The organism is Streptomyces sp. NRRL S-350 (assembly GCF_000719705.1).
In the GTDB taxonomy this organism is placed as follows: domain Bacteria; phylum Actinomycetota; class Actinomycetes; order Streptomycetales; family Streptomycetaceae; genus Kitasatospora.
This window is the reverse complement of sequence record NZ_JOHO01000027.1, coordinates 37,038-50,004: the sequence shown is the minus strand read 5'-3', so window position 1 is coordinate 50,004 and position 12,967 is coordinate 37,038. Positions and strand designations below refer to the sequence as shown.

At 72.4% G+C, this 12,967-nt stretch carries 7 protein-coding genes; 1 reads left to right on the top strand and 6 read right to left on the bottom strand.

Translation table 11 applies throughout. The features are described from left to right. Nucleotides 1-34: 34 nt before the first annotated feature. The 5 genes from IF30_RS0123475 to IF30_RS0123450 all read right to left on the bottom strand — a co-directional run bounded on the left by IF30_RS0123475 (nucleotide 35) and on the right by IF30_RS0123450 (nucleotide 9,892). Entirely contained in the window at nucleotides 35-3,727 is a 3,693-nt protein-coding gene (locus IF30_RS0123475; RefSeq protein WP_030241811.1) for a DUF4132 domain-containing protein, read from the bottom strand. Between the two features lie 437 nt (nucleotides 3,728-4,164). Further along, complete coding sequence (locus tag IF30_RS43840) at nucleotides 4,165-6,273, bottom strand: FG-GAP repeat domain-containing protein (RefSeq protein ID WP_158835388.1); 2,109 nt, start codon at nucleotides 6,271-6,273, stop codon at nucleotides 4,165-4,167. 323 nt (nucleotides 6,274-6,596) lie between these two features. Further along, nucleotides 6,597-6,977 (bottom strand): hypothetical protein, encoded by a 381-nt coding sequence (locus IF30_RS0123460; RefSeq protein WP_030241808.1) that lies wholly within the window; start codon nucleotides 6,975-6,977, stop codon nucleotides 6,597-6,599. Nucleotides 6,978-7,011: 34 nt separating this feature from the next. Beyond that, nucleotides 7,012-8,667 carry a restriction endonuclease fold toxin-2 domain-containing protein gene (locus tag IF30_RS0123455; RefSeq protein ID WP_030241805.1) on the bottom strand — a complete coding sequence of 552 codons (1,656 nt, stop codon included), beginning with the start codon at nucleotides 8,665-8,667 and terminating at the stop codon, nucleotides 7,012-7,014. Nucleotides 8,668-9,022: 355 nt separating this feature from the next. Next, entirely contained in the window at nucleotides 9,023-9,892 is an 870-nt protein-coding gene (locus tag IF30_RS0123450; RefSeq protein WP_030241803.1) for a hypothetical protein, read from the bottom strand. 370 nt (nucleotides 9,893-10,262) lie between these two features. Here IF30_RS0123450 and IF30_RS0123445 point away from each other — a divergent pair, with 370 nt between their 5' ends. Then, nucleotides 10,263-10,862, top strand: coding sequence for a hypothetical protein (locus IF30_RS0123445; RefSeq protein ID WP_030241800.1), 600 nt, complete (start codon nucleotides 10,263-10,265; stop codon nucleotides 10,860-10,862). Nucleotides 10,863-11,009: 147 nt separating this feature from the next. Here the strand turns inward: IF30_RS0123445 and IF30_RS43835 are convergent, their stop codons facing one another. Continuing rightward, nucleotides 11,010-12,926 (bottom strand): YncE family protein, encoded by a 1,917-nt coding sequence (locus tag IF30_RS43835; RefSeq protein ID WP_158835386.1) that lies wholly within the window; start codon nucleotides 12,924-12,926, stop codon nucleotides 11,010-11,012. Between the last annotated feature and the right edge of the window lie 41 nt (nucleotides 12,927-12,967).

The window sequence follows — 12,967 nt, the reverse complement described above, 5'->3', positions numbered from 1 at the left end:
TCGCGGAGGGGAGCCACAGGGTCGTGGCGAGGGGTCACGGCGTGGTCAGCTCGGTGAGGTCGGCGATCACCTCGGAGGCGATCACCGGGTCGAGCTCGGCGAACGTCGGGAAGGTGCGGTTGCGGGGCCAGTAGTCGCCCGGACGCCTGTCGAGCCACACCGTTTCCACGCACTGCTCGGGGTAGGAGTCGAACATGCCGACGGCGATGCCCTCCTCCGGGGCGATCACCACGTAGAGGTCTGGCCCGACCCGGCGGGAGAGCCACTGCTCGACGCCGTTGTCCTGAGGCTCGCCGCGCCGCCAGCCGCGCCGTTCCATGCCGACCAGCCGGGTGGTGGGCAGCACCGGACCGTTCTCGAAGCGGGTGAGGCGGTGGCCGGCCCGCTCCTCGTCGGTCAGCGCGTACACCGGGCGGCCGAGCTGACGGAACGGCTGCACGATCTCGTGGCCGGCGAACAGCTCCGACCAGTCGGCGAGGCCGTCGCCGAGCAGGAGCGGATGTGCCAGCCGGACCGAGGCCGTGGCCGGCAGCGCGAACGCCTCGTCCCGGACGTCCGTCAGGGTGCGGTCCCCGGCGACGCGGAACGCCGTCACCGTGCCGCCCGTCTCGCAGAGCCACACCAGGCGGCGCACCAGGTGCCACAGCAGCGGATGCCCGACGAGGAGCTGGTCGAACTCCTGCGCCGTCCACGAGCGTTGGGTGACCATCGCCTCCTCCAGGCGGCGGAGCTGGTCCCCCGCGACCGTGCGGACGTCCTTCTTGAGCGCGGCGAAGCGCTTGCGCTCGGCGGGCGCCAGCTCGGCGTCGTCCCGTGCTCCCGGGGCGGGCAGGTCCTTGCGGCGGGCGCCGGCCGCGTCCAGCACGTACGGCTTGAGCTGCTCGTCGAAGCCGACCGTGAACGTCCGGGTGCCGTAGTCGATGACGGTGGTCCCGTCGGCGTCCAGCCCGAAGTCCGGGACCAGGCGGTCCGCCAGCTGCTCCCCGGTCAGGCCGAGACCGGCCGCCACCTCGGAGATCTTCTCCTGGGCCCGGGTCTTGAGCGCCTTGAACCTCACCCGCTGCGCGATGCTGTGCAGGTGCAGCAGTGCCGTGTCGGTGCCGATGGCGGCCAGCACCTCCAGGCCGTCCACCGCCCGGTGGTGTGCCCCCTCTCCCGGCCAGGCGCGGAGCACCGGCGTCAGTCGCCGGACCGTCTCGTCGTCACCGAACCGGCCGAGTACGTGCAGCGCCCACCCGTCCTGGGCCGGCATGCCGGCCAGCCGCCACTGCTCGAACACCGCCCAGCAGAATTCCGTCAACGACCGCGGCTCGCACAGCCGGGCCACCTCGTCGAGGCCCGGGTAGAACGCCCGGGGCGCGGACAGCGCGAGCATGGTGAGCACGTGCCGCACCGCCTCGGCGGGCAGGGCGCCCTCGCCGCCGCGCAGCAGCAGCTGCGGCAGCATCACCGGCTCCGTCCAGTCGCAGGGCGGGGGCAGCTTAGCCGGGAGCGCGATCACCAGCGGGTCGGCCGACAGCAGGGCGCCCACGGCCTCTTCCGCCTCCGGCCCGTACTCGCCGGCCACCGTGCGCACCGCCGCCGCGCCGTGCGCCCCGGCGATCACCCGCAGGGCCTGCTCGGCGCCGTGCCGGGCCGCCCCGGCCTTCCCGAGCGCGGCGGGCACCAGCAGCCGCGCCGCGTCCACACCGTGCCGGGTGAGCCAGGAACGCGCGGTGTTCCCGGCCGACCTGAGGCGCACCAACCAGTCCGCCATGGTCTCGGCCACCCGGACGTCGAGGTACGGAAGCAACAGGGGCGCGTGCGTGGCGGGCTGCGGCAGCGCGGCGGCCAGGACCGGCGTGAGTGCGTCCGGCCCGAAGCGGGCGGCGATCCGGCGCATCGCGTCCCGGACGTCCCACATGGACTCGCCGCCGCGCCATTGCGAGATCAGCGGTCGACCGAGGTCCTCGCTGCCGTACGCGAACAGCGCCAGCTCATCGCGCCGGTCGTGGCGGGGAGGCGTGTCCTCGGACCTCCCGCTCGTGGCCCGGATCGTGTCCGCGATCCGCTGCCAGTCGTCGTCCGACCAGTGCGCGTAGAAGGTCTCGGAGGTCGCCGCCCACGCCTCGCGCTCACCCGGCAGCCACCGCACCTGCGGTTCCTGCGGCGCGCTGAGGCCGGTCAGCACACGGGGCTTGCCGGCGGAGCGCGGCCGCGTCCACGGCGGGCTGGTGAACAGCTCCGGCAGCGAGTCGGGGCCGACCTCCGGCACCCGCTCGCCGAGGTCGGTGAGCGGCTCGACCAGGGCCGCCTGCTCCGGCGTCAGCTCCGGCAGCAGTTCGAGCGCGGTCACCCGGTGGGCGGCGACGTGTCCGGTGAGGAGCTGCCGGGCGAGCTGCTGCGCGGCCGGGTCGGTGGAGGACGCCGCGGCCTCGGCGAGCAGGCGCAGGGCACGCCGGGGGAAGCGGCGGAGACCGGCCAGGAGGGCGGCGCGGGTGGACTTGATGCCGTCCTGCTGGGCCAGCAGCCCCCGGAAGCCCTCGTCGGAGGGGAGTTCGGCGAGCGCGTCCAGGATCCGCTTCCTGCCGTCCTTGTGGTGGTAGCTGGCGGTCAGGTCGTGCAGCATCACCGGTGCCGTGTCGCCGCCGAGGCCCTCCGCCACGGTCGCGATGATCTCGGTGGACCAACCGTTATGGCCCAGGCTCGGCAGCTGGGGGAGCTTCTCCAGCGGTTCCGCCGAGGAGAGCGAGCACAGCAGCATCGACCACTCGACGGCGGCCAGTCGGGAGCCCGACGCGACGCACTCCCCGACCCAGGCGGTCTCGGCCGGCACCAGGTACGCCGCCACCACCAGGCGGGTCAGGTCGTTCCGGCAGCCCGCCAGGGCCTCGACCGCCGCGCGGTGGGTCTCCTCGTCGCAGTCCGCCAGCAGCGATCGGACCCGGTCCGCGGCGGGGCGGTAGACGCCGTGCGTCCGGGTGGCCCCGCGCCGGACACGGGGATGGACGGATCTCTGGTGGATCCAGTCGGTCTCGACGGCCGTCGTGAACAGCTCGACGGTGGCCCTGGCCGCGAACGGAAGGCCGAACTCCGCCACCCAGGCGTCCACGGCCGCGCGGACCCCGTTGTTGCCGGGATACGAGAACACGGCAGCGAGCACCGCCGCACCGAGGGGATCCCGGCTCCCGGACCGGTGGGCGCGGGCGGCCGCCACCAGCTCCGGGTCGCTGCGCTCCGAGGTGAGCGCCTGCTCCAGCCAGTCGCCCATCTGCCGCAGCCCGTCGCGGTACGAGGCCACCGGGTCCTTCCCCGACGCGGACGGCTTCCGGGGAATACCGCCCCGGCGCGGGATCAGGGCCCGACGCCAGGCGTCCGGCATGACGAAGACGTCCTCGTCCTCGGGGCCGGCGGGCTCGGCCGTGGGCGCGGACACGCCGGGCGGCGCCACCGGGACCGGATCCGCCGCTGCACCCGGCTCCGTACCCGCCGCTGCACCGGGCTCCGCACCCGCCCCTGCACCCGGTCCCGTACCCGCCCCTGCACCGATCTCGCGGTAGCCCTTGCGCTCCTTCTCGGCGACCACCCTGGCGAAGTGTGCCTGCGCCTCGTCCACGGTCGGGAACGCCTTGACCTGCTCCCGCCCGTCCGTACCGGACCGCCCGAACCGCACGGTCACCGCGGCACCGTCGACCGCGGCCTCCCAGAACTTGTCCGAGCCGCCCTTGACGAACTCCCAGCGCCGCACAGCCCCGCCCCTCTCGTCGAACTGGTGATCAGGAGAGGAACGCTAGCGAGCCCCACCGACAAGTCCCCGGCCGACCGCCCCCGCACTCACCTCCCCGCCGAGGTCACCGTGCGCCGGCCAGATCGCCAAGCTCGACGCCCTGGACGAGCTGTGGCGCCTGGACTCGGACCGGACGGGTCGTACCACCGCCTGCGCGCCCACCCCGCCGCCGGCGGCACCCCGGACGGCCCGGCCGACCGCACCGGCCTCCACGCGGCACCGTGCGCGGCCGGCTGCGGATCAGCGGCATCCGCCCGGGCATGCCCTTCCTGCCCTTCCACTACGGCTGTTGGGACACACCCCGAGGGCTCCGGCCCGCCGACGCCCACGGGCGCGCCGCCAACGAGACCACCGTCACCGACTGGGATCCGGCCTCAGGGCGCGGACCGGCGGACCGGCTACCAGCCCTGACCGATCTGGGCGCGGGCTCCCAATGCCGTGCTGCCGGTGCCCGGGTAGAAGTAGAGGCCGCCGGTGGAGCCGGTGGGCGCCTGGACGGCGTCGAGGTCGCCCTTGCCGTCGCCGTTGAAGTCCGCGCCGACGAGCTGGCGCATGCTGTTCCAGCCCGTGCCGATCTGGACACGGTTGCCCAGAGTGCTCGTTCCGTTGATGGAGCCGGAGCCCGGGTAGGCCCACAGCACGCCGTCGCGGTCGACCGCGACGAGATCGGCCTTGCCGTCGGCGTTCAGATCTCCGGGGCTGGCGAGTTCGGTCATGGTGTCCCAGTCGACGCCGATCTGACGGCGACTGCCGAGGGTCGAGGTGCCGTTGAGCGTCCCCGTGCCGGGGTAGACCCACAGGGCACCGCTGCGGTCGATGGCCAGCACGTCCGGCTGGCCGTCGTCGTCGGCGTCCAGGACGGTGACCTCCCGCATGCTGTTCCAGCCGGAGCCGATCTGCGTCCGGTCACCGAGGGTGCCCATTCCGGTCTCCGTGCCGGTGCCGGGGTAGACGTACAGGTTCCCGGTGCCGGTGTCGACGGTGAGCAGGTCGGCCTTGCCGTCGCCGGTGACGTCGCCGGCCGCGAGCATGCCCATGGAGCCCCAGCCGGAGCCGATCTGGATGCGGTCACCGAAGGTGCCGTTGCCGTTGCCCGGGTAGAGCCACAGCTTCCCGGTGGCGGCCTCGGTGCCCAGGAGGTCGCTCCTGCCGTCGCCGGTGAAGTCGGCGGAGGTCAGGTTGACCATGCCCGCGGGGGCGGGCTGACGGGGCCAGACGGTGTGGACGACGATGCGGTTGAAGTCGTTCTCGTTGGCCATCCAGAGCTCGTCGGTGCCCGGCCAGTAGGAGAGGTTCTCGATGTTGACGCCGGTACGGGTGATGAGGCGCACCGGCTCGCCGAGATGGGCGTGGTAGAGGCAGCTGGGGATGTTGGTGCCGCCGTGCGAGGCGTCGACGAACTCCGGGCACGGGCCCGCCAGGGCGAACCGGCCGTTGTTCATGGCGACGCCCTGGACGCCGCCCATCGGGGAGGCGAAGGCGTCCGAGGCCTGGACCCGGCCCGACGCGTCGGCCTTCAGCTTGCCGGTGACGGGATCGATGGGCCAACGGACGATCGGCGCACTCGCCCTGCCGAAGTCCCCTTCCACCTTGTGGGGGTCGCCTTCCGAGGTGACCAGGGCGGGCTGGGAGCCCGTGAGGTCGAGCGAGGCCGAGGTGAGGCAGGGGCGCTGGGGGACACCTGCGTAGGCGCCGCAGTCGCCGGGCGAGCCCGTACCGATGTAGGTGTAGCTGCCCACGCGCGGGAGGGCGTAGGTGTGGCCGGCCGCGTGCGTCCTGCCGTTCGCGTCGACCCCGACTGCGGTGTCGGAGGTGTCGTCCATCTGCCAGATGTCGTTCAGGTCGAAGACGTCGAGCCGGTCGCCCCGGCTTGCGACGTACAGCCGGGTGCCCGACCAGACGACGGAGTTGGCGTGACCGCCGAGCGCCGCGAAGGTGGTGCTGTCGTTGGAGAGGCCGACGAGCAGGGCGTGCTTGTACGTCACACGGGCCGGGTCGGTGACATCGGCGAAGGTGATCCGTTCCGCGCTGTCGGAGGGGCCGTGCCAGCTGGTGATGAGCACCTTGCGGCCGCTCACCAGGGACTGCGCCTGGGGTGACTCGCCGGAGCCGGTGAGGCCCTGCGGTACCCAGGACGAGGTGCCGTCGTCCTCGGCGGACCAGCAGAACCCCTGGGCGCCGGTGATGTTGGAGGGGTGGCACAGGGCGCGGGCCGGGGTGTCGGTGGTGGCGAGGACGCTCTTGATTCCGATGCGTTTGAGGGAGGGGTGGGCGGACTCGAAGGTGGTGGCTCGGGCCGCCTCCCGGCCGTTGTCCCACTGGAAGCCCAGCCCGTCGGTGCCGATCCGGGTGACCGTGTTGTACGTCGCGACGGCCCCGTTCGGGACGGTGGCCGCGGCGATGGTGGCGCCAGGGCTGCTCGTGGCTCCCACGGTCAGCGACAGGAGTGCCGCGACCACTGCGGCGGTACCTCGTACTCGTGCCGTGCTGCGGGGCGGGATGGTCATGGCGGCTTGTCCTCTCACCGTGCCTGAAATGCTTCACCGGCCCGGAAGTTCGTCCTGCGGAAGACGGCACCGGGCCGTCCGTGCATCGGAGCGATGCCGTGACGACCCTGTGCCCACCCCTGGGAAGAGCTGAGACGGTGTCAGCTCTGTCTACCAGCCGGTGCCGATCCGGATGCGGGCACCCGGGGTGTTCATCCTGCGAAGGCCGCGCCCCGGCCGTCGCCCGCGCGGTCGACGCCCTGGGGTGGCCGGGTGGCCGCCCTGGTGGAGGGCGGCGTCGTCTTCGGCGCCCGCCCGGGCGGTGGCCTGCCGGAGCCAGGGGCTCACTCGGAGGTGAGCTCGTCGACGAAGTCCTCGACGCTGCTGGTGAGGTCGAGCGGATGGGCTACGCCCTCGAAGTCGGCGAACCAGACGGTCTCCACGTCGGGTGCCAGGCGCTGCAGTAGGTGGAGGACCAAGGCGGCCGGTGCTTCGAGGTCGTCGTGCTCGCGGAACACCAGGACGGGCTCGCCGGAGTGGAAGAGGACGCTGTCGTCACCCTGCTCCGAGGGCAGCAGGATCTCGACGGTGCCGTGCGGGCCGGACGGGCCGGACACCATGGCGTCGGGGCGCAGTTCGCTCGCGGCACCCATGAGGTCGTCGGCCGTGAACTCCCAGCGTGCACCCTGCGCCTCGTTCGCGCTCACGTAGTAGCTGCCTGACATCAGCCGCGTTCCCCTTCGTCGTGCGGTGCTGCGGTCACTGTACGACGCGGGTCTGGCCCGGCACCCCGTACGCCAGGCGCATCGCCTCGAAGTACGCGGCGGCCTTCGGGTCGTTGGTGTCGATCTCCACGTGGTTGACCTTGTTGCGCGGGTCGTTGATCGCAGAGCCGTAGCGCTCCATCTCCCACTGCTGATCGACTTGGTTCTTCCGGTACAGGAAGTCGGGCACCCCGTCGACGTTGTCGATCCGGTACGGCGAGCAGTTCCCGGGCTTCTGGCTGACGTACTTGGCTTCGATCGCCGCGCCGTCCTGGGGGCGGATGCCGTCGGCGTCCATCGCCCACTGGCTCCCGTCCGGCTTCGTCTCCGTCGTGTACAGGCTGTACTCGGTGTCCCCTGCGATGCGCAGCTGGTAGGCGCGGGCGTCGATGATCTGCTGTTTCGTGGGCTTGCCCTTGGCGTTCAGCGCCGGGGGCATGCTGATGGACGTGGTGCGGCCGTCGGCCTCCATCTGTGTCATCCACTGCTGGAACTCGGCCAGTTGCTGCGGTGAGAGGTTGTGGAACGGGGAGGTCGGGTCGGGTGCGATGGGCCCGATGACGCCGGGGCCCGGGACGGGGCCCGGGGCCGGGGCAGCGGCCGAGGCACTGCCGGCCGAGGCGAGGACCACGGCGGTGCCGCCCGCGGTGACGGTAGCGGCAGCGGCGACCGGCGACAGGCCGGCGGCGGCCTCGTTGACGATGGCCTCCGCCTCGGCGAGGACGGCAAGCTCGGCGCTGCCTTCGATCCCGGCGGTCATGGCGAGGGCTGCCGCTCCCGCCTCTCCGGCGATCGCTGCCTCACCGCCGGCCGCGGCAGCGTCGGAGATACCGAGCGTGAAGATCGTCAGGCCGATCCCGACACCGGCCACGATGCCGGCACCGACGGCGAGGTCCTGCAGTTTGGACCGCAGGTCGTCGATGGCCTGGGCGTAGGAGTTGCAGGCGGCGGAGAGCTTGGAGGCGGCGTCGGAGATGCTGTTGAGCAGCGGGCCCCGGACGACGCAGTCCTGGTACATCTTCGACCAGTTCGCGGTGAAGCCGTCCACGGCCGAGGACGTGCTGGTGGCGGTGACGGTCTGGACCTGATCGTTGCCTTGGAGGCCGAGCGTGTTGACGAGGCGCCCCAGGTTCTGCCAGTCGGAACCTGCCTGACGGAGCTTGTCCGGGTCCCCCTGGGGCCAGAACTGGGCGATGATCTCGTCGACGGCCGAGCTGTTGTGACCGACCGCCGAGGGGATCCGGACGTTGAGCGGCTCCTGGTCGCATCCGGGCGCGGTCGCCTGCGGCAGCTGCTGCGGCTGCATCAGGTCGGCGGCGACGTCGGCGTCGGTCTTGATGTAGTTCATGGCCATCGTGTACAGGCCGTTCGCGGTACCGCCCAGGTGTGCGACCGCCTGGCCCACCGCGGTGACGACAGCCTGTGCGACCGGGTCGTACTTGGCCGCGAAGCTGTGCCCGGCGTCGTCGTCCCCGGCCATGCCGGCCGCGGCGTCCATGGAGCCGACCAGGCCCCGGTGGATCTGGGACGCCCAGGTCTGCAGGTCCGTGAAACCCGCGCTGGAGATGAGCATGTCGGCCGGTACGACGTGGAACCCGGTCCCCGGACCGGCCGGGAAACCGCTGCCGGCCTGAACAGCGTTGGACCCCATCGGCTGCCCCCTTCCCCGAACGACCGTAGCACCGCCCGCCTCCACCGCCACCGGTCATGCCGGCGATCCGCTGCGCGGCCGGCCACCTCCTGCCACACGGCCCTCTGACGCACCGCCGATCGCCGTCCGAACCGGCGGCTGACGCGCCGCTGCCAGAAGGCGAAGGCCACCTCCAAGGACTCCCGAACGCACCCCCGGACGTGGTCGGCGCTGACCAGCACCGTGGCGATGTGCACCCGTGCGGTGCTCATGAGACGTCAGATCCGCTCCGGGCGAGGCCGCAGGGCGTGCGACGATCTGCCAACCGGGCCGGGAACGAGCAGGGCCGGCTGATGGCGTCCGCCGCGGACGTCCCTCACTGGACCAGGTCGGTGCGCGGGTGTCCGCCGCTCGCCGGGCAGGCGTACAGCTGGAGGTGATTGGCGTCCAGCACCGTGATCTCGGGCGGGTTGCACCGCCTGTACTCGGACGCGCCGGGCACCCGGTCCTCGGAGGGGATCCAGCTCGTGCTGTTGCGGTTCCATTCGGACGAGGCGATGGTCAGCAGCGGCGTCATCGCGGTACCGCAGGCGACACAGAACCGCGGCACGGGGTCGGTGAGTCCCCAGGGGGCCCAGCCACCGATCTTCCAGCCGGGGGCGTGGGACAGCGCGTGGTCGTAGAACTCCTGTGGGCAGGCATCGTCGACCGCGATGCCCGCTGCCAGCCAGCGCGCCGGATCCGCGATCTGCTGCTTCAGCTCTTCGGGGAGTTCCAGGAAATCGGGGTACTCGGTGACCTGCTCAGGCGCGAGCGCGCACGGTTCGGGCAGGTAGAGGTCCTCGTCCGCGTCGAACGGCTCGGGCGGCGCGGCCGGCACGTCGGTGACGTCCGCGGCGGTCCGCCAGAACGACTCGACCGGAATGCTCGAGTCCGGCGCGTGCTCCGAAGGACACCAGAGGACCTGCAGCAGGTCGGTCTGCCCGGGGGGCCGCAGCAGGGGTATGTCCCGCGCGTACAGCTGGGCCACGGGCACCAGGGGGTGGGGGCCGTCATGCCCGACGCGGCAGTGCGGCCAGGGCTGCCGTGCGGGCCACAACAGGGGCCCGCCGATCGAGCTGTCGTGCACCGTGGGAGAGCCGGGACGCGGGTGCAGACGGACCGCCGGGCGGGCCAGCGGGGCCAGCGCGGGGAAGACCGCGGCGATGTCGACCGGCCGCGGCGGAGTGGTACGTGTGCCATTCATGGCGATGATCTTGCCAGCTCCCTCTGACAGTGGACCCCGTCGGAGGTCGCCCGGAGCAACGGCGTGAGCAGATCGCCCGCCTCGAACGGAGCCTGCGCACCACGGGCGCCACCCTGCCGGGCCCTCGACGCCTGCCGGGCCCTCGACGCCTGCCCGGGCACCGCCCGCTGCGCCGGCCGGGGCCGCGCTGCCCGGCCGTACGAGGCCGCTGGGCCGGTCGGCTCTCCGGTGATCGGCCGGTCGGCCGTCAGGCCGTCCCGCTCTGCTCGGCCTGGGCCATGTCAGGCCGATCTTGCCGGGTTTGCGACGCCGGGCAGCCTTTTCCCGGCCCGCCGCCAGGACGGCTGAGGGCGGACCCTAGGGTGAACTCATGGACGTGGGGGCGGTGCTGATCGCGATGACCGGTGTGGCGGGCACGTTGGGCGCCGCGCTGCTGACCCAGCGCGGCGCGGATCGGGTCAAGAAGCGCGAGCTGGAGATGGGCCACGCCATCCGGGAACGCCGCGAGAACCGCGAGCTGCGGCGGCGGTGCTACACCGAACTCCACCGGGACGCCCGACAGTTCGCCACGGCGCTGAGCCGCCACCTGTACGTCATGCGGGACCGCGCGCCCGGGGACGAGGACGTCCAGGTGCTGGAACGGGCGAAGGACGCCCACCGGGACCGCTGGTCCGAGACCCTGATGATCGCCCCCGACACCGTGATCGGTCCGGCCAACAGGCTGAACGACGCACTGACGCGGGTGTACGGGCAGGTCAAGCGCATCGAACAAGGGAACCCCCGGCCTGGCGAGACGCTGCGATCGGCCGCCGAGGCGCAACACGCGCTCTGGCCCCTGATCCGGGCCACCCGTGAGGCGATGCGCGCCGACTTGGGTGTCACGGGCGCCGCCCCCTGGCCCGAGTCGACCTCAGCCGACGATCCGGCCATGATCGGTGACTTCGAGGAGACGGGCGGCGAAACCTCCTGACTGATCATTTCAGAATGAGATTCGGAGCCTTCGCCGGCAGATGATGCTGCACGCGAGATGGCTTCGCCCAGGACCCGCTCCTCCTGGAGGCCGCAGCCGGCCTCGCAGCCGGCCTCGCCGCCGTCATCCCCGGTACCTCGCCGCCGCTCAGAGCAGGCCGGTGTCGATCACCGAGACGGTGTGCGACCGGGTGTCGGTGACGAAGACGTGCCGGTTGTCCGGGGACACCGACACTGCCCAAGGGCCGCCGCCCACGGTGACGGTCGCCGTCACCTTCCCGGCGGCGACGTCGATCACCGACAGGGTGTCGTCGAAGAAGTTGGTGACGTAGGCGTGGTGACCGTCCGGCGACACCGTCAGCCCGAGGGGGTTGGCGCCGACGGGGATCGGCGCGCCGGCCACCTGCTTCAGCGCGGTGTCGATGACCGACACGTTGCTCGTACCGGCGTTGGCGACGTAGGCGCGGCCGTCCGGGGCGATGGCGACCGCCGAGGGCCTCTTCCCGACGGTGATCTTGCTGATCTGCTTGCCGGCGGTGTCGACCACAAACACGATCGGCTCGCTGTCGGGCGAGGCCACACTGGGAACGTAGACGCTGCGGCCGTCCGGGGTCACCGCCACTCCGCTCAGACCAAGGTGTTCTCCGAGGGCGATGGTGTCGACCACCTGTGCCGTACCGGTGTCGATGACGACCAGCGAGCTCGACCCGACGACGTAGAGGTGGTGCTCGTCCGGGGCCAGCGCCACGGCGATGGGGGTGATCGCCACCGGGATGGGGGTGGAGACCTGGTTGTCCGTGGTGTCGATCACCGACACCGTGGTCGAACCGGGCTTTTCGATCCGGCCGGCGTTGCCGACGTACACCCGGCGGCCGTCCTTCGTCGCGGCCAGGCCGAGGCAGTTGGAACCGGCGTTGATCGTGCCGTCCACCTGGTAGCCGGTGGTGTCCCTGATCACCGACACCGAGTTGGCACCACCGTTGGTGACGTATGCCGTACGGCCGTCGGAGGCCGCCGCCACCCCGAGGGGGCTCTGCCCCACGGTGACGGCGGTGACGTGGCCGGTGCCGGTGTCGACCACGGACACGGTGTTCGTGCCGGCGTCGGTGACGTACAGGTGACGGCCGTCCTTGGTCACCGCCACGCCGACCGGCGTGGCGCCGACGGTCATGCTGCCGGTGACCTGCTCGGTGCCGGTGTCGATCACCTTGACGGCGTCGTCACCGGCCACCGTGACGTAGGCGTGCTGCCCGTCGGCGGTGACCACCACCGCGGCGGGGTTGTCGCCGACGGCGATGGTGCCGGTCACCTGGCCGGTGGCCGTGTCGATCACCGACAGGGTGCCCGTGTTCGGATCCGAGGCGGCGCCCTTGTCCGGGGTGGTGACGTAGAGCCGGTGGCCGTCCGAGGTCAGGGCCAGGCCGCGCGGCCCGCCGTCGACGGGGAGGGTGGCGCTGACCTGGCCGCCGGCCGTGTCGATCACGGACACCGAGTTCCCACCGGAGTTCGCCACGTAGACGCGGCTGCCGTCCGCCGACACCGCGACGCCTCGGGGCCCGGCACCCACGGTGATCGATGCCGACACCTGGCCGCCGGCCGTGTCGATCACCGACACCGAGTTCCCACCCGAGTTCGCCACGTAGACGCGGCTGCCGTCCGCCGACACCGCGACGCCTCGCGGCGCGGCACCCACGGTGATCGATGCCGACACCTGGCCGCCGGCCGTGTCGATCACCGACACCGAGTTCCCACCGGAGTTCGCCACGTAGACCCGGCTGCCGTCCGAAGTGACGGCGATCCCTTCGGGATTCGCCCCGACCGGAACCGGGTCACCTGCGCCGAGCCCGCCGGTGCCGCGGAGCACGGTGACGGTGTCCGTGACGCCGCACGCGACGTAGACGCGCCCGTCCGGGAGCACCACCGACCCGTTGGGTTGTCCGCCCATGGGAACGGTGACGGTCGCCACGACCGGCGAGGTCTGGGCGGCCGCCTGCGTACCGTCGAGGGCCGGGCCGCCGGCGGGGGTGCTCACGGCACGCTGACGGCGGGGGAATCGAACGCCCACGGCTGTCTCCTGATCGATCGGTCTGTCGGGTGCCGTCCGGC

What these genes read in the sequence shown, in the direction of transcription:
- IF30_RS0123450 (WP_030241803.1), bottom strand. Translation starts at nt 9,892, where the DNA reads ATGAATGGCACACGTACCACTCCGCCGCGGCCGGTCGACATCGCCGCG.
- IF30_RS0123460 (WP_030241808.1), bottom strand. Translation starts at nt 6,977, where the DNA reads ATGTCAGGCAGCTACTACGTGAGCGCGAACGAGGCGCAGGGTGCACGC.
- IF30_RS0123445 (WP_030241800.1), top strand. Translation starts at nt 10,263, where the DNA reads ATGGACGTGGGGGCGGTGCTGATCGCGATGACCGGTGTGGCGGGCACG.
- IF30_RS43840 (WP_158835388.1), bottom strand. Translation starts at nt 6,273, where the DNA reads ATGACCATCCCGCCCCGCAGCACGGCACGAGTACGAGGTACCGCCGCA.
- IF30_RS0123455 (WP_030241805.1), bottom strand. Translation starts at nt 8,667, where the DNA reads ATGGGGTCCAACGCTGTTCAGGCCGGCAGCGGTTTCCCGGCCGGTCCG.